Raw genomic sequence first — 17,491 nt, 5'->3', positions numbered from 1 at the left:
CCTTTAATTATGATTTATTATACCTCATTTCTTTAAAAAAATCTTAAAAAAAGAGAAACCTCCCTTTCTTGTCGCAGGTCTCTTTTCGTGATACAATAGAAGGAGTGATTTTAGAAAGCGTGAGAAAACATGATCTACTTTGATAATTCGGCGACAACCAAGCCTTATCCTGAAGCACTTGAAACTTACATGCAGGTCGCTTCAAAAATTGTAGGAAATCCGTCTAGTCTCCATCGTTTGGGAGATCAGGCAACACGAATTTTAGATGCTTCCCGGCAGCAAATTGCAGATTTGATTGGAAAGAAGAGTGATGAAATCTTCTTTACCTCAGGTGGAACAGAAGGAGATAACTGGGTCATCAAGGGTGTGGCCTTTGAAAAAGCCCAGTTTGGCAAGCACATCATTGTGTCAGCTATTGAACATCCAGCAGTCAAGGAGTCAGCACTCTGGCTGAAAAATCAAGGTTTTGAAATAGATTTTGCTCCAGTTGATGAGAAAGGATTTGTGGATGTTGAAGCATTAGCAGATTTGATACGTCCTGATACGACTCTCGTCTCCATCATGGCAGTTAACAACGAAATTGGCTCTATCCAGCCTATTGAGGCTATTTCGAAACTGTTAGCAGATAAGCCGACCATTTCCTTCCATGTTGATGCGGTTCAGGCACTTGCTAAGGTTCCGACTGAAAAATACCTGACGGATCGAGTGGATTTCGCGACCTTTTCGAGCCATAAGTTTCATGGCGTCCGAGGTGTTGGATTTATCTATATCAAGTCTGGTAAGAAGATTACGCCTCTTTTAACTGGTGGTGGTCAGGAGCGAGACTATCGTTCGACAACTGAAAATGTGGCAGGGATTGCAGCGACAGCCAAAGCTCTCCGTTTATCTATGGAAAAGTTAGCTATCTTTGCTAGTAAGACAGGGCAGATGAAGGCAGTCATTCGCCAAGCCCTTCTGGATTATCCAGATATTTTTGTCTTTTCAGATGAGGAAGACTTTGCCCCTCATATCCTGACTTTTGGGATTAAAGGTGTTCGTGGTGAAGTCATTGTTCACGCTTTTGAAGACTATGACATTTTCATCTCCACAACCTCTGCTTGTTCATCCAAGGCAGGAAAACCTGCAGGCACCTTGATTGCCATGGGAGTGGACAAGGATAAGGCCCAGTCAGCTGTGCGTCTAAGCCTAGACTTGGAAAATGACATGAGTCAGATCGAGCAGTTCTTGACCAAGCTAAAATTAATTTACAATCAAACTAGAAAAGTAAGATAGGAGCATTTATGCAGTATTCAGAAATTATGATTCGATACGGAGAATTGTCAACCAAACACAAAAATCGTATGCGTTTCATTAATAAACTTCGTAATAATATTTCAGACGTTTTGTCTATCTATCCTCAAGTTAAGGTAACCGCAGATCGCGACCGTGCCCACGCTTACCTCAATGGAGCTGATTATACAGCAGTTGCAGAATCGCTCAAACAAGTCTTTGGAATTCAAAATTTTTCTCCTGTGTATAAGATTGAAAAGTCAGTGGACGTTTTGAAGTCTGCTGTCCAAGAGATTATGAAGAAAATCTACAAGGAAGGGATGACCTTTAAAATCACTAGCAAGCGTAGCGACCACAACTTTGAATTGGATAGTCGTGAACTCAATCAAACTCTCGGTGGAGCTGTTTTCGAGGCCATTCCAAACGTGCAAGCTCAGATGAAAAATCCAGATATTAATCTTCAGGTTGAGATTCGTGAGGAAGCGGCCTATCTTTCCTATGAAACTTTTCGTGGAGCAGGAGGATTACCTGTGGGAAGTTCTGGTAAAGGTATGCTCATGTTGTCAGGAGGGATTGACTCACCTGTAGCAGGTTATTTAGCTCTTAAACGTGGTGTAGATATTGAGGCGGTTCACTTTGCCAGTCCGCCATACACGAGTCCTGGTGCCCTCAAGAAAGCCCACGATTTGACTCGGAAATTGACCAAGTTTGGTGGCAATATCCAGTTTATCGAGGTGCCTTTCACTGAGATTCAAGAGGAAATCAAGGCTAAAGCGCCAGAAGCCTACCTCATGACCTTGACGCGTCGTTTTATGATGCGGATTACCGACCGTATTCGTGAGATACGAAATGGTTTAATTATCATCAATGGGGAAAGTCTTGGTCAAGTAGCCAGCCAGACCTTGGAAAGCATGCAGACTATCAACGCTGTGACTAACACTCCCATCATCCGCCCTGTGGTTACGATGGACAAGTTGGAAATCATTGACATTGCGCAGGAAATCGATACCTTTGAAATTTCAATCCAGCCTTTTGAAGACTGTTGTACAATTTTTGCGCCTGACCGTCCTAAGACTAATCCTAAGATAGAGAATGCTGAGCAGTATGAAAAACGCATGGATGTTGAAGGCTTGGTTGAGCGAGCAGTGGCTGGAATTATGATCACTAAGATCACACCTCAAGCTAAAAAAGATGAAGTCGATAACTTGATTGACAATCTCCTCTAATCAGAAAATCCAGAAGAATTCAGAAAAACAAATGAAGAAAGTTAGTTATTTATCCTTAAAATGGACAATTACTGACTTTTTTTCTATTTTTATGGTATAATGAGATAAAATTTTGAATATAGAGAGTTTTCTGACAATGAATCATTCCTACTTTTACTTAAAAATGAAAGAACACAAACTCAAGGTTCCTTATACTGGAAAAGAGCGTCGTGTGCGTGTGCTCCTGCCAAAGGATTATGAGAAAGACACCGACCGTTTTTACCCAGTTGTTTACTTTCATGATGGGCAAAATGTCTTTTACAGCAAGGAGTCTTATATTGGACACTCATGGAAGATCATTCCGGCTATTAAACGAAATCCTGACATCAGTCGCATGATTGTCGTTGCCATAGATAATGATGGTATGGGACGGATGAATGAGTATGCGGCTTGGAAATTTCAAGAATCTCCTATCCCAGGCCAGCAGTTTGGCGGTAAGGGTGTGGAGTATGCTGAGTTTGTCATGGAGGTGGTCAAGCCTTTTATCGATGAAACCTACCGAAGCAAAGCTGATCGCCAGCATACGGCTATGATTGGTTCGTCACTGGGAGGCAATATTACTCAGTTTATAGGACTAGAGTACCAAGACCGAATTGGTTGTCTAGGTGTCTTCTCATCTGCTAACTGGCTTCACCAAGAAGCCTTTAACCGCTATATTGAGCGCAAGAAATTGTCGCCTGAACAGCGCATTTTTATCTATGTTGGAACGGAAGAAGCGGATGATACGGACAAGACTCTTATGGCTGGCAATATCAAGCAAGCCTATATTGACTCATCGCTTCGCTATTACCGTGATTTGATTGCAGGTGGAGTACACTTGGATAATCTTGTCTTGAAAGTTCAGTCTGGTGCTATCCATAGTGAAATCCCTTGGTCGGAAAATTTGCCAGATTGTCTCCGTTTTTTTGCAGAGAAATGGTAAGTTAGGAAAGGAGAAAGCTAATGCATATTGAAAACCTTAGCCACTGGAGTGGCCACCTCAACCGAGAAATGTACCTCAACCGTTATGGACATGCTGGGATTCCAGTTGTTGTTTTTGCTTCATCTGGTGGTAGTCACAACGAATACTATGATTTTGGCATGATTGACGCCTGTGCTTCCTTTATCGAGGAAGGGCGAGTGCAGTTCTTTACTCTCTCCAGTGTTGACAGTGAGAGTTGGCTGGCTACTTGGAAAAATAGTCATTATCAAGCGGAGATGCATCGTGCCTACGAACGCTATGTGATTGAGGAGGCCATTCCTTTTATCAAGCACAAGACAGGTTGGTTTGATGGCATGATGACGACAGGTTGCTCAATGGGGGCCTACCATGCACTCAATTTCTTTCTCCAGCATCCTGATGTCTTTACCAAGGTGATTGCCCTCAGTGGTGTTTACGACGCACGTTTCTTCGTTGGCGATTACTACAATGATGATGCTATTTACCAAAACTCACCTGTAGATTATATATGGAATCAAAACGACGGATGGTTTATCGATCGTTACCGTCAGGCAGAAATCGTCATTTGTACGGGCCTTGGTGCCTGGGAACAAGACGGTCTATCATCTTTCTACAAGCTTAAAGAAGCCTTTGACCAGAAACAAATTCCAGCCTGGTTTGCTGAATGGGGACACGATGTCGCCCACGACTGGGAATGGTGGCGTAAACAAATGCCTTATTTTCTTGGACACCTGTATCTATAAAAGGAGTTGCCTATGAATTACCTTGTTATTTCTCCCTACTATCCGCAAAACTTTCAACAGTTTACCATCGAGCTAGCCAATAAGGGCATCACTGTTTTGGGGATTGGTCAGGAACCTTACGAACAACTAGATGAACCTTTGCGCAATGGCCTAACCGAGTATTTCCGTGTAGATAATCTTGAAAACATAGACGAAGTCAAGCGTGCTGTTGCCTTTCTTTTCTACAAGCATGGACCAATCGACCGCATCGAGTCCCACAATGAATACTGGCTTGAGCTGGATGCAGCACTTCGTGAGCAATTCAATGTTTTTGGTGCCAAACCAGAGGATCTCAAAAAGACAAAGTTTAAGTCTGAGATGAAGAAACTTTTCAAAAAAGCAGGTGTCCCTGTGGTACCTGGTGCTGTTATCCAGACGGAAGCAGATGTGGACCAAGCAGTTGAGACGATTGGCCTACCAATGATTGCCAAACCTGATAATGGAGTGGGAGCGGCAGCAACCTTTAAACTTGAGACAGAAGAAGATGTAAATCACTTTAAGGCTGAATGGGATCATTCAACCGTTTATTTCTTTGAAAAATTTGTCACTTCTAGCGAAATCTGTACCTTTGACGGGCTTGTGGACAAGGATGGCAACATCGTCTTTTCAACGACTTTCGATTATGCCCATACACCACTTGATCTCATGATTTATAAGATGGACAATTCCTACTATGTGCTTAAGGATATGGATCCCAAACTGCGCAAGTATGGTGAGGCCATTGTCAAGGAATTTGGTATGAAAGAGCGCTTTTTCCATATCGAGTTCTTCCGTGACGGGGATGACTACATTGCCATTGAGTACAATAACCGTCCTGCAGGTGGCTTTACCATTGATGTTTATAACTTTGCCCACTCCTTGGATCTCTACCGAGGTTATGCAGCTATTGTCGCAGGAGAAGAGTTCCCAGCATCAGAGTTTGAACCTCAATACTGTCTAGCTACTTCACGTCGTGCCAATGCAAATTATGTCTATTCAGAAGAAGACTTGCTTGCTAAGTACAGCCAGCAATTCAAGGTCAAAAAAATCATGCCAGCAGCCTTTGCAGAGCTACAAGGGGATTACCTTTATATGTTGACCACTCCAAGTCGCCAAGAGATGGAGCAGATGATTGTAGACTTTGGTCAACGTCAAGAATAACGATTAGGATGAAAGGAGTTTGACTCCCTTTGTACTTTTCTCAAAGATAAGTTAAATAAAGCGTTTTCCATAGATTCTTTTAGAAAAGATATTGCTAAAAGGCCTAAAAATTGATAGAATAAGGATTGTCTAAAAAAATTTAAGGAGAATCTATCAAATGGATTTTACATGGGCTATTAAATATGCCACAGAATTCTTGGGAACTGCTATTTTGATCATTCTTGGTAATGGTGCAGTTGCTAACGTTGAACTTAAAGGTACGAAAGGTCACCAAAGTGGCTGGCTCGTTATCGCGGTTGGTTATGGTATGGGGGTTATGATTCCAGCCTTGATGTTTGGTAATGTATCTGGTAACCACATCAACCCAGCCTTCACTCTTGGACTTGCTGTGAGTGGACTTTTCCCTTGGGAACAAGTACCATATTACATCCTTGCGCAAGTTTTAGGAGCGATTTTTGGTCAAGCTATGGTTGTGGCAACTCACCGTCCTTACTACTTGAAGACAGAGAATTCTAATAACATTTTGGGTACTTTCTCAACGATTTCAAGTGTTGATCACGGTACAAAAGAATCACGTTTTGCAGCAAGTGTAAATGGTTTTATCAACGAGTTTGTCGGTTCGTTTATTTTGTTCTTTGCAGCCCTAGGAATGACTAAAAACTTTTTTGGAGCTGAATTAGTAGCGAAAGCTCAGGCGACAATTAATGACCAAGTAGCTCAAGCAGCAGCGCAAGGAACAACGATCCCTCAAGAACAAGTAACAGCAGCGCTTGAGCAAGCAAAAAACCAAGCCGCTCCATTTTTGGCACCAGGTCTTGGAATTGCGCACTTGGCACTTGGTTTCCTAGTAATGGCCTTGGTAACTTCACTCGGTGGACCTACTGGACCTGGTTTGAACCCAGCTCGTGACTTTGGACCACGTCTTCTTCACGAACTCCTTCCAAAATCAGTTCTTGGTCAACACAAGGGTGATTCAAAATGGTGGTATGCATGGGTTCCAGTTGTAGCTCCAATTGCAGCGGGTATTGCGGCAGTAGCACTATTTAAACTACTTTACCTATAAGAAATGAAACTGGGGTATCCCAGTTTTTTTGTTATAAAATTTCTAAATAAAATAGATATGGCTTGTAAAATATTCGAAAATCCTTTAAAATAAAAGAGTTGGAGGAATTTATGAATGTGAATGAGATTGTTCGGATCGTTCCGACTTTAAAAGTTAATAATCGAAAATTAAATGAAAGATTTTACATTGAAACCCTGGGGATGAAACCTTTGCTGGAAGAGTCTGCCTTTATTTCCTTAGGCGATCAGACAGCTACGGAGAGATTGATTTTAGAAGAGGCTCCAAGCATGCGAACACGCAGAGTTGAAGGGCTTAAAAAGCTAGCTAGACTCTTGATAAAGGTTGAGAATCCTTCTGAAATCGAGGCCCTTCTTTCTCAAATGAAGTCTCTTCCTCGCCTATTTAAAGGTAACCGTGGGTATGCTTTTGAGATTGTTTCTCCTGAAGAGGATGTGATCCTTGTTCATGCAGAAGATGATATAAGAGATTTGGTTCCACTGGAAACTGTTCCTGAATTTTATTCAAATACAAGTATAAAATACGTGAGCCAATTTGAGGTCTCTATGGAGTTGCGTTTGCCTGAAGGGACAGAGAGTTTACTTTATCCCGAAGGAGTAGCGCCAGTAATTACCTTTACTAAAGGACAAGGACCAGATTTGGCTGTTGAAAACAATGTCACTTGGGACCTGACGATGTTAAAATTTTTAGTCAAGAATTTTGATCTAACCAGTCTTCGTCAGAAATTTGAAAAGACAGGCTACTTTGTCCCTAAGTCTGAAAAATTCTTCCTTGGTAAAGATACCAATAACATTGAATTGTGGTTTGAAGAAGCATGAAGTGGGAAAAAATTCTAAGAAAAATAGAAAATCAAATTGAGGCAGGGATTTATCCCGGAGCCTCTTTTGCATATTATAAGGATGGTGAATGGAAAGAGTCTTATCTAGGATTGAGTGATCCAGAACGAGACTTGAAGACAGAAACCGGTTTGGTTTATGATTTGGCAAGTGTGAGTAAAGTCGTGGGAGTGGGGACGGTTTTTACCTTCTTGTGGCAGCAGGACAAATTAGATATTAATCGACCGGTAACGGATTTTTTACCGGAGTGTGATTATCCTGATATTACTATACGGCAGCTTCTGACCCATGCCACAGACTTGGACCCCTTTATTCCCAATCGAGACAAGTTAAGTGCAGAGGAATTAAGAGAAGCCATGTTTCACCTCAACAGACGAAATCAGCCAGCCTTCCTATACTCGGACGTTCATTTTTTACTCTTGGGCTTTCTTTTGGAAAAAATCTTTGACCAAGATTTGGATCAGATTATAAAAAAACAAGTTTTGGAAGCATGGAGGATGAAGGAGACCAAGTTCGGCCCCGTTGAGCAAGCTGTACCAACAGTGAGAGGAGTAGAGGCCGGAATCATTCACGATCCCAAAGCTCGTCTATTAGGGAAACACGCTGGAAGTGCTGGTTTGTTTTCGACTGTTAAGGATTTGCAGATCTTTCTGGAACATTACTTGAAAGATTATTTTGCTGCAGAATTGAGCCGAAATTTTTCTCCTTTAGATGATAAGGAGCGGTCTCTAGCCTGGAATCTGGAAGGAGCTTGGCTTGACCATACGGGTTATACAGGTACCTTCATTATGTGGAATCGGGAGAAGCAGGAAGCGGCTATCTTTTTATCCAATAGAACGTATGAGAAGGATGAGCGTGCCCAGTGGATAGTCGATCGAAACCAAGTCATGGAAATGATTCGTCAAGGGGAGTAGGGAGAAGAATGTCAAAAACCGTAAAAGGAACTCTGTATACAGTAGTGGCAGGGATTGCTTGGGGCTTGTCTGGAACCAGTGGCCAGTACCTAATGGCACACGGGATTTCCGCTCTAGTCTTGACCAATTTGCGACTTATCATTGCAGGTTTGGCACTGGTAGTCTTATCCTATACGACTGCAAAGGATAAACTCTATGCTTTTTTAAAAGACAGAAAAAGTCTACTATCTCTGTTACTATTTGCAGTTTTCGGGCTTTTCTTAAACCAGTTTGCCTATCTTTCTGCTATTCAGGAAACCAATGCTGGAACAGCGACAGTTCTCCAGTATGTATGCCCCGTTGGGATCTTGGTTTATACCTGTATCAAGGACAAGGTGGCGCCTACTCTGGCTGAGATTATTTCGATTGGTTTAGCAATTGGAGGAACGTTTCTTATCGCGACGCATGGGAAACTTGACCAGTTGTCTGTCACACCTGCTGGACTTTTCTGGGGCCTCTTTTCAGCATTGACCTATGCTCTCTATATTATCCTTCCCATCGCTTTGATTAAGAAGTGGGGCAGTATTTCGGTGATTGGTGTTGGGATGGTTATTTCTGGTTTAGTGGCTATTCCTTTCACAGGAGTCTTACAGGCTAGCATACCAACCAGCTTAGATTTTCTCTTTGCATTTGCTGGGATTATCATCATCGGAACGGTTTTTGCCTATACAGCTTTCCTAAAGGGAGCTAGTCTGATAGGCCCTGTTAAGTCTAGTTTATTAGCTTCCATAGAGCCAATTTCTGCCGTTTTCTTTGCCTTTCTGATTATGAAGGAACAGTTTTATGCGATTGATTTTGTCGGTATGGCTATGATTTTACTAGCCGTAACCATTATTTCATTGAAAGATTTACTGTTGGAAATAAAGAGTAAGTAATTAAAAAATCCACTCAATCGAGTGGATTTTGTTATGTGACTACTAGTCCGTCTCGCTCCGCAAGGTGCGAGACAAATAAACCACCCGCTATGCGGGTGCGCATCGAAGGTTATACCAAAAAACTCCAAACGCGATACAATAAAGGTGTTCAAGCCAATTGTAAAGCGAAAGGAGAAAAATATGGCACAAAAGGCACATAGTTTATCACACACAAAGTGGATGTGTAAATATCACATTGTGTTCACCCCTAAGTATAGACGAAAAGTAATTTATAATCAATATCGAAGCAGTTTGGGAGAAATATTCCATCGATTATGTAGTTATAAAGGTGTTGAGATTATCGAAGGTCACTTAATGCCAGACCATGTACATATGTTAGTCAGTATTCCACCGAGGATAAGTGTTTCAAGTTTCATGGGGTATTTAAAAGGTAAAAGTGCACTCATGATGTTTGACAAACACGCCAACCTCAAGTACAAGTTTGGGAATCGGCATTTCTGGGCAGAAGGTTATTATGTAAGTACAGTAGGGCTTAATGAAGCCACAATTAAGAAATATATTCAAGAACAGGAAAAGCATGATATAGCACTAGATAAATTAAGTGTAAAAGAATATGAGGATCCCTTTAGGGATAGTGGTAAGTAGTACCAAGGTCTCTTTAAGAGGCAAGTGACGAGTCAAGAGCAATGAGGCTTGAACAACGTGAAAGCCAGCGTCTTTAGGCGCTGGCTGGTGATTTGGGCTTATAGCCCTGGTGCAAACCACCCGTTAGACGGGTGGTTATGATTTGTATAGATGATTAGTCTTTATTTTCGTGTGGCAAGATCAAGTTCAAGATGATTCCTGTCATGGCTGATAAAGCAGTACCTGAAAGTGTAACTGGCCCAAGTTTGAGGATGGCTCCCCCAAGTCCAAGTACTAACATGGCACTAGCAATGATGAGGTTACGCATTTGACTGAAGTCAACGCGTTCTTTAATCAAAACTTTCAAACCATTGCTGGCGATAACTCCGTAGAGAAGGATGGACATGCCACCAAGCACAGCATTTGGAATGGTTGAAATCAAGGCAGTGAACTTACCTAGGAAGCTAAGAGCAATGGCGATAAAGGCTGCGTTACGGATAACTGAGACAGAAGCGATACGAGTCATCCCGATAACCCCTGTATTTTCACCGTAAGTCGTATTGGCTGGTCCACCGAGGAAAGCAGATACAGATGTTGCAATACCGTCACCGAGAAGCGTACGGTGAAGTCCTGGTTCTTTCAGGAATTGACGGCCACAGATTTGGCTCAAAACTGTGTGGTCTCCGATGTGTTCTGAAATTGTTACAATAGCGATTGGCAAGATGGCGATTGTTTCAGGACCGAAGTACAAGTTGTACTCTTTAAAGGCACCACCTGTACTAAATGGCAAGTAGAAACCAGGAATTTCAAACCAGTTTGCTTGAAGGACTGGGGTAAAGTCAACCAAACCAAGCATCATAGCGAAGATGTACCCACCGATGATGGCAAAGAGGAAAGGAATGATACGGAGGAAACCTTTTCCTTTTGTATTGATAAAGGCGGCAATCAAGAATGTAACAACGGCTACAAGGGCGTTTTTCCAGTTTCCGTCTGCTACAAGTCCAGCATTCGTTACAGCAGAACCAGCAAGACCAAGACCGATAACGATAATCATAGGTCCGATAATGATTGGGGGCAAGAGTTTATCAATCCATTTTGTACCTGCAAAACGAACACTTGCTGCTACAAGGACATAGACCAAACCAGTCAAGATTACCCCCGTTTGAGCAGCAGATACATCGCCCCCCATTTCTTTCATGGCTAGAGACATAGCCGTGATAAAGGCGAATGAAGAACCTAGATAAACTGGAACCTTAAAGCCAGTAGAAATCATGTAGATAAGTGTTCCAATACCGGATGCAAAGAGAGCAACCGATACGGGCATTCCCAAAATTAAGGGAACGAGAATGGTTGCACCAAACATGGCAAATACGTGCTGGAAGCTTAGAAGAATACCTTTACCAGCAGAAGGACGTTGATCAACGTCTAGTAACAAGTCAACAGTTGATTCCTGTTTCATAAAAACCTCACTTTTGGGCACCAAAAAAGAGCCCATTATTTTGCAGCAATAGGCCCTCAGAGTAAGACTTTTTAAAAAATAGCTATCTTTTAAAAATTTATATAAATCTGCGCCTTCGTCACCTCACAGGATGACATTAAAAACCTTTGCTTGTGATAGTATAGCAGAAAAAAATGATTTTGTAAATCATTTTTTCCCGAGCCCGGAAATGCGAGAGCGAGGTTTGATTTTGTAAATCATTTTTTCCCGAGCCTAGAAATACGAGAGCGAGGTATGATTTTGTAAATCATTTTTTTCCCGAGCCTAGAAATGTGAGAGCGAAGTTGATTTTGTAAATGGTTTTCTGAACTTTAAACAAGGGTGCACCATTGTTTAAAGCGGGCGTTTATTGGGCATGCCAGCCTTTCTTGGGTACTTGTTAGGCGTCTCCTTTTTCTTTTTGACCACAGTGATGTAGCGCGGATCTCCATTTGGTAGAGCGTAGCTGAGATTGTCTTCGACCTTGCTGAAGAGGAGGTTGAGAGCGTTCTTGGCTTCTAGCAATTCCTCAGGAGCATTGCTGGCCTTGAGTGCCAATAGTTTTCCGCCGACTTTAAGATAGGGAATGGTCAGTTCAGACAAAACCTGCATGCGGGCAACCGCACGAGCCGTCACCACATCAAATTGGGCACGGAAGTTCTTGTCTTGGGCAAAGTCTTCTGCCCGTCCATGGTAGAAGTGAACACCTTCCAAATCCAGCTCTTGAGCCAAAAGCTGAAGGAAGTTGATGCGCTTATTTAGCGAATCAATGATGGTTACATCTAACTGAGGATAGAGGATTTTCATGGGTAGACTAGGAAATCCTGCCCCCGCTCCGATATCAAGAAGTTTGATAGTTTCATTTGAAATCAAGCCTTGCAGAATAGGTGCAATCGAATCATAAAAATGTTTGAGATAAACTTCCTCTTTATCTGTAATAGCGGTCAGGTTAATCTTTTCATTCCACTCGACCAAGAGCTCAAAATACCGTTCAAATTGGTTCTTTTGCTGGTCCGAAAGTGGAATATTTTGCTCAGCGAGCAAGCTGTAAAATGTTTCTGGTTTCATAGTCTTTTTCTTTCTCTAGTATCATCTTATTTTACCATATTCAATAAAATTTTGATATACTGGTAGTAATCTAAAAGCAGAAAGGAATAAGATTATGACTTGGATTATTCTTGGAGTTTTGGCTCTGATTGTTATTTTTGTGATTGTTAGCTATAACGGTTTGGTTAAAAATCGTATGCAGACCAAGGAGGCTTGGAGCCAGATAGATGTTCAGTTGAAGCGTCGTAATGATCTCCTCCCAAACTTGATTGAAACAGTCAAAGGCTATGCGAAATATGAAGGTTCTACCTTGGAAAAAGTAACAGAACTTCGTAGACAAGTAGCCGCAGCAACTTCACCAGCTGAAGCTATGAAGGCCAGTGATGCCCTTACCCGCCAGATTTCTGGTATCTTTGCAGTAGCAGAGAATTACCCAGACTTGAAAGCTAGTGCCAACTTTATCAAATTGCAAGAAGAGTTGACCAATACAGAAAATAAAATTTCTTACTCTCGTCAACTCTACAACAGTGTTGTCAGCAACTACAATGTAAAACTTGAAAGTTTCCCAAGTAACATCATCGCAGGACTATTTGGCTTTAAAGCTGCAGACTTCCTTCAAACACCTGAAGAGGAAAAGGCAGTTCCTAAAGTTGACTTTAGTGGTTTAGGTGACTAAGATGTTGTTTGATCAAATTGCGAGCAATAAACGAAAAACCTGGATTTTGTTGCTGGTTTTCTTCCTACTCTTGACCTTGGTTGGTTATGCGGTTGGCTATCTCTTCATGCGCTCAGGTCTTGGTGGCATGATTATTGCCTTGATTATTGGTCTTATCTACGCTCTGACCATGATCTTTCAATCGACAGAGATTGTCATGTCTATGAATGGGGCGCGTGAGGTTGATGAGCAAACAGCCCCAGACCTCTACCATGTAGTAGAAGATATGGCCATGGTCGCTCAGATCCCCATGCCACGTGTTTTCATCATTGAGGATTCTTCTTTAAATGCCTTTGCGACAGGTTCAAACCCGCAGAATGCAGCTGTCGCAGCCACTTCGGGCCTTCTGGCTATCATGAATCGCGAGGAACTGGAAGCTGTTATGGGCCATGAGGTCAGTCATATCCGAAACTACGATATCCGTATTTCGACAATTGCTGTTGCCCTTGCCAGTGCCATTACCCTTTTGTCTAGTATGGCAGGACGGATGATGTGGTGGGGTGGCGCAGGTCGCAGACGGAGTGATAATGATCGCGATGGAAATGGTTTGGAGATTATCATGCTTATCATCTCTCTATTAGCCATTGTTCTAGCACCTCTCGCAGCAACCTTGGTGCAACTTGCCATTTCCCGTCAGAGGGAATTTCTGGCGGATGCATCCAGTGTGGAGCTGACTCGCAATCCTCAAGGGATGATCAATGCCTTGCGTAAGTTGGAAAATAGCGAGCCGATGCATCACCATGTTGACGATGCCAGTAGCGCTCTTTATATCAATAATCCTAAGAAAGGTGGCGGACTTCAAAAACTCTTTTATACCCATCCACCTATCTCAGAACGGATTGAACGTTTGAAACAGATGTAAACAAAATCCAGAGATCGTCTCTGGATTTTTGCTATGTTCAAAAATTATAAATCTTGTAAAGCGACGACTTCCAAACCATTTTCTGTCAAGCGATAGATACTCGTACAGACCTCTTTTAAGAAGCGTCTGTCATGCGAAACAGTGATCAGACCGCCGGGATAGGAGGCAAAGAGTTTTCTGATTTCGGGTTGGGAAGTTGGTGAGAAATTTCGGGTAGGCTCATCCAGAATGAGAAAGTTTGGTTTGCGCAACACTAAATCTACAAGTAGGAGCTTGCCTTGTTGCCCGCCAGATAGCGAGCGGATTTGGTGGTGCATCTCTGGATAGTTGAAATTGAGACTGGCTAGGTGAGATTGGATTTTCTGTAGTTCCTCTTTTTGTCCAGTTTGGCTGAGATAGGCTACTGGAGATAGATCCAATTGCAGCTTTTTATGGTAATCTTGTGGCATAAAACCAAGTGAAATCTCTCTTTTGGCGCTTAGTAGTTGCCGCAACTTGGCTAACAGAGTTGATTTCCCAACACCATTTGGCCCGATGATACCGATTTTATCTTGGCCACGGACCGTTAGTTGTAACTCCTGAGCTAAAATACGCTCGCCAATGGACAAATTTTCTTTTTCCAGTTGGACTAAGACTTTAGAAGATGCTAATGGTTGGATGTCTGAAAAGAAAAGTTGGATTTGTTCCTCTTCAAGTGGTTTTTGGGTCATGGACTGAGCTTCCTTTTCAAAGCGTTTTTCTTGAGAGAGAACAGTTTTCATCTTTTTAGCCAATAGGCGACCAGCAGTACTGTCTTTGGTTGCTCGAAGTGCAGTTTCTACATTTTGCTTAACGCGGCGATGTTTTTCCATGGTTTTGTCATAGGCTCTCTGGTCGTTAGCAGCTTGCTGACTTTGTCTGGCAAAATTAGCCTTTCTCTGCTCACTATAGCGATCATAGTCTAAATGCTCGACTAGTGTTTCTGCTTCTTTCCGATGCTTGACCAGTCGCAAGTGGACAATAGTATCTGCCGTTTGAGAAAGAAAGTCTTCATCATGGGAAATGAAAATAACAGTTTGCCTAATCTTTTGAATCTGTCTTTTTAGCCAATCAACCGTCTCAAGGTCTAGGTCATTTGAAGGTTCATCTAAAAACAGAACCTCAAAAGGTTTGGCTAACTCGTGGATGAGCTGAATTTTCAATGCTTCGCCCCCTGATAGACTGCCAATCTCTTGGTCGCTAGCAAAACGGTCGCTATCAAAGTGCAATTCCTCCGCCAAACGATAAAGAATGCTGTAGTCTAAATCAGCAGAATCCAAAAAGAAGTAGTCATGTAGAGTCCTATTTTTCAGGAACTCGGGGAGTTTTTGAGGAATGTAGGCCAGTGATTGAAGGTCAGACTGGATGTCGCCCTTGATGGTAAAATCAGGTAATGCTTCTCTCATTAAAGCTCGTAGTAAAGTCGATTTACCATTTCCTTCTTCACCAATAATAGCAACCTTTTCTCCGTCTTGGATAGTCGTGGTTAGGTCAGATACAAGATCTCGTAGATCTTTGTTTTGCGTGATAGTTAGATGATTGATTTTTATCATATTGTTGCCCTTTCTAGAATGTCGATAGTGCATAACAAAAAGCTCTACTTTATCTAGTAGAGCCCAAAGTCACTGTCCAAAACTCTATTATCCTCGTTGAAAAACTCGTCAAACTAGCTTGGAGCTGCCTACCCCAACCCAAGAGGAGCATAGCTTTCTAGTTTTTTGATTTTCAATGAGGACAAGATACTAGAAAATCTAGTATAAAAAGAGCACACAATAAAGAGACAAAAACAAGATCTACTAAATAAAGATTCTTTATTTGATAGACTTAGTTGTTCATGTCTCCCTTACCTCCGAGTATTAGTACCTCTATCCTATACCTTTCAGGAAATTTTGTCAACAGAAAACAAGTAATTTCAAACTCTAAAAACCGAAAACAGGCCCATAGAGAGTTAGCACGTGTTTGACATGTTCGTAGTGGAACTTGTCATAGTTTCGCCAAGCAATACGAGCTTGATCGTTTAGTTTTAGGCTCCCTAGTCCAATAAGAAGACTGGTACGTTGGTAAAATTTCTCAAGGTCGATTAAGATACTGTTGTCCAGTTTTTCTGCTGTTTTTAGTTCCTTAAGAGTGGTGTTCAGCAGCTCTTGCAGTCGAAGATCATCAGCTGTTCCTTGTTTACAGCTTTGGTAGCTTTTATTTAACTCGGAAAGGAGTTGGTAAGCTTCAGTGATGAGTGCTTTGTCCTCCATATGAGCATCCTCCTTGCTCTGATGTATTCTTGCCTATAGTATAGCACTAATAGGAAAGTTTGTCATAGTAAATATGTTAAAAAATGAGATTTTAATATCAAAGTTTGGGAGGCTGACTTATAGCCTTTTCATGGTATAATCAAGTGAGTACATCTTTATGGAGGAAATATGAAGTTAAACATTCAAGAAATTCGTAAGCAACCTGAAGGCCTGCATTTTGAACAAGCTTTGGACCTGGCAGCAGACTTGCGTAAACGGAACCAAGAGATTTTAGATGTCAAAGATATCCTTGCAGTGGGGAAGGTACAGTATGAAGACCGTCTGTATTTCTTAGACTATCAGCTATCTTATACCATTGTTCTTGCTTCCAGCCGCAGTATGGAGCCAGTTGAGTTGGCTGAGTCTTATCCAGTGACAGAAGTTTTCATGGAAGTAGCGACCAACCAACTGGACCAGGAAGTTCTTGATGATGACTTGGTCTTGCCTATTGAAAATGGGGAAATAGACCTTGCTGAGAGCGTAGCAGATAATATTCTGCTCAATATCCCAATCAAGGTCTTGACGGAAGAAGAAGAGGCGGGCCAAGGGTTTGTGTCTGGAAATGACTGGCAAATCATGACTGAAGATGAATACCAAGCCCAACAAGCAGTCAAGAAAGAAGAAAACAGTCCATTTGCTGGCTTGCAAGGACTGTTTGATGGAGACGAGTAGATGGTTTTATCTAAGAAACGTGCCCGTCATGTCATAGAGGAAATTATTGCCCTCTTTCCAGATGCTAAGCCTAGTCTTGATTTTACCAATCATTTTGAACTCTTGGTTGCAGTGATGTTGTCAGCTCAGACCACAGATGCAGCGGTAAATAAGGCCACGCCAGGTCTCTTTGCTGCTTTTCCGACACCACAAGCCATGTCTGTAGCGACAGAGAGTGAAATTGCTTCACACATTTCTCGCCTGGGACTGTATCGAAATAAGGCCAAATTCCTTAAAAAATGTGCCCAACAGTTACTAGACGATTTTGATGGTCAAGTGCCTCAGACTCGAGAGGAATTAGAAAGTCTAGCTGGTGTTGGTCGTAAGACAGCCAATGTTGTCATGAGTGTGGGCTTTGGGATTCCTGCTTTTGCAGTGGATACTCATGTGGAGCGTATCTGCAAGCATCACGATATCGTTAAAAAATCAGCTACGCCACTTGAAGTAGAAAAACGTGTTATGGATGTCTTGCCACCAGAAGAGTGGTTAGCAGCCCACCAGGCCATGATTTACTTTGGACGAGCTATCTGCCATCCCAAAAATCCAGAATGTGACCACTATCCCCAATTATATGATTTTAGTAATGTTTAAGGGGACTCTGAAAAAGT

18 protein-coding genes are annotated in these 17,491 nt (G+C 42.1%); 14 read left to right on the top strand and 4 right to left on the bottom strand.

Features of this window, described 5'->3' with window-relative positions:
* Window positions 1–129 precede the first annotated feature (129 nt).
* The 10 genes from CO686_RS05970 to tnpA all read left to right on the top strand — a co-directional run bounded on the left by CO686_RS05970 (window position 130) and on the right by tnpA (window position 9,786).
* Window positions 130–1,272 carry a cysteine desulfurase family protein gene (locus CO686_RS05970; RefSeq protein ID WP_049501331.1) on the top strand — a complete coding sequence of 381 codons (1,143 nt, stop codon included), beginning with the start codon at window positions 130–132 and terminating at the stop codon, window positions 1,270–1,272.
* Between the two features lie 8 nt (window positions 1,273–1,280).
* Complete coding sequence (thiI, locus tag CO686_RS05965; protein ID WP_065371708.1) at window positions 1,281–2,495, top strand: tRNA uracil 4-sulfurtransferase ThiI; 1,215 nt, start codon at window positions 1,281–1,283, stop codon at window positions 2,493–2,495.
* Window positions 2,496–2,631: 136 nt separating this feature from the next.
* Complete coding sequence (locus CO686_RS05960; RefSeq protein WP_096753619.1) at window positions 2,632–3,456, top strand: alpha/beta hydrolase; 825 nt, start codon at window positions 2,632–2,634, stop codon at window positions 3,454–3,456.
* A 20-nt stretch (window positions 3,457–3,476) separates the two neighbouring features.
* Entirely contained in the window at window positions 3,477–4,217 is a 741-nt protein-coding gene (locus CO686_RS05955) for an esterase family protein (protein WP_096753618.1), read from the top strand.
* Between the two features lie 12 nt (window positions 4,218–4,229).
* The gene (locus tag CO686_RS05950; protein ID WP_065371710.1) at window positions 4,230–5,396 is read left to right on the top strand and encodes an ATP-grasp domain-containing protein; all 1,167 of its coding nucleotides are present in this window, start codon (window positions 4,230–4,232) and stop codon (window positions 5,394–5,396) included.
* 157 nt (window positions 5,397–5,553) lie between these two features.
* A complete protein-coding gene (gene gla, locus CO686_RS05945; protein ID WP_065371711.1) occupies window positions 5,554–6,459 on the top strand; it encodes an aquaglyceroporin Gla in 906 nt (301 codons plus the stop codon).
* Between the two features lie 110 nt (window positions 6,460–6,569).
* Window positions 6,570–7,295 (top strand): CppA N-terminal domain-containing protein, encoded by a 726-nt coding sequence (locus CO686_RS05940; protein ID WP_065371712.1) that lies wholly within the window; start codon window positions 6,570–6,572, stop codon window positions 7,293–7,295.
* Complete coding sequence (locus tag CO686_RS05935; RefSeq protein ID WP_065371713.1) at window positions 7,292–8,227, top strand: serine hydrolase domain-containing protein; 936 nt, start codon at window positions 7,292–7,294, stop codon at window positions 8,225–8,227. Before CO686_RS05940 ends, CO686_RS05935 begins: the two co-directional genes overlap by 4 nt.
* 8 nt (window positions 8,228–8,235) lie before the next feature.
* Window positions 8,236–9,141 carry a DMT family transporter gene (locus CO686_RS05930; RefSeq protein WP_000048010.1) on the top strand — a complete coding sequence of 302 codons (906 nt, stop codon included), beginning with the start codon at window positions 8,236–8,238 and terminating at the stop codon, window positions 9,139–9,141.
* A 180-nt stretch (window positions 9,142–9,321) separates the two neighbouring features.
* Complete coding sequence (tnpA, locus tag CO686_RS05925; protein ID WP_000057440.1) at window positions 9,322–9,786, top strand: IS200/IS605 family transposase; 465 nt, start codon at window positions 9,322–9,324, stop codon at window positions 9,784–9,786.
* Between the two features lie 154 nt (window positions 9,787–9,940).
* On the opposite strand, the gene CO686_RS05920 is transcribed toward tnpA, so the two are convergent.
* Complete coding sequence (locus CO686_RS05920; RefSeq protein ID WP_000808282.1) at window positions 9,941–11,224, bottom strand: uracil-xanthine permease family protein; 1,284 nt, start codon at window positions 11,222–11,224, stop codon at window positions 9,941–9,943.
* A 372-nt stretch (window positions 11,225–11,596) separates the two neighbouring features.
* Window positions 11,597–12,310, bottom strand: coding sequence for a 16S rRNA (guanine(527)-N(7))-methyltransferase RsmG (gene rsmG / locus CO686_RS05915; RefSeq protein WP_000801948.1), 714 nt, complete (start codon window positions 12,308–12,310; stop codon window positions 11,597–11,599).
* A 94-nt stretch (window positions 12,311–12,404) separates the two neighbouring features.
* Between rsmG and CO686_RS05910 the strand changes: the two genes are divergently transcribed.
* Window positions 12,405–12,965 (top strand): LemA family protein, encoded by a 561-nt coding sequence (locus CO686_RS05910; protein WP_000219838.1) that lies wholly within the window; start codon window positions 12,405–12,407, stop codon window positions 12,963–12,965.
* A gap of 1 nt (window position 12,966) precedes the next feature.
* A complete protein-coding gene (htpX, locus tag CO686_RS05905) occupies window positions 12,967–13,866 on the top strand; it encodes a zinc metalloprotease HtpX (RefSeq protein ID WP_049550416.1) in 900 nt (299 codons plus the stop codon).
* Window positions 13,867–13,910: 44 nt separating this feature from the next.
* Here htpX and CO686_RS05900 read toward each other — a convergent pair whose 3' ends face one another.
* The gene (locus CO686_RS05900; RefSeq protein WP_049501340.1) at window positions 13,911–15,470 is read right to left on the bottom strand and encodes an ATP-binding cassette domain-containing protein; all 1,560 of its coding nucleotides are present in this window, start codon (window positions 15,468–15,470) and stop codon (window positions 13,911–13,913) included.
* 333 nt (window positions 15,471–15,803) lie between these two features.
* Complete coding sequence (locus CO686_RS05895; protein WP_049501341.1) at window positions 15,804–16,133, bottom strand: hypothetical protein; 330 nt, start codon at window positions 16,131–16,133, stop codon at window positions 15,804–15,806.
* A gap of 168 nt (window positions 16,134–16,301) precedes the next feature.
* Here CO686_RS05895 and CO686_RS05890 point away from each other — a divergent pair, with 168 nt between their 5' ends.
* Together CO686_RS05890 and nth are read left to right on the top strand one after the other, a co-directional pair.
* Window positions 16,302–16,844, top strand: coding sequence for a YceD family protein (locus CO686_RS05890; protein WP_049501342.1), 543 nt, complete (start codon window positions 16,302–16,304; stop codon window positions 16,842–16,844).
* Window positions 16,845–17,474, top strand: coding sequence for an endonuclease III (gene nth, locus CO686_RS05885; protein WP_000244437.1), 630 nt, complete (start codon window positions 16,845–16,847; stop codon window positions 17,472–17,474). It abuts the gene before it with no gap.
* Window positions 17,475–17,491: the final 17 nt, after the last annotated feature.

Source organism: Streptococcus oralis, assembly GCF_002386345.1.
Lineage (GTDB): Bacteria > Bacillota > Bacilli > Lactobacillales > Streptococcaceae > Streptococcus > Streptococcus oralis_S.
The sequence above is the reverse complement of the archived record's forward strand: the minus strand, read 5'-3'. Positions and strand labels throughout refer to the sequence as shown.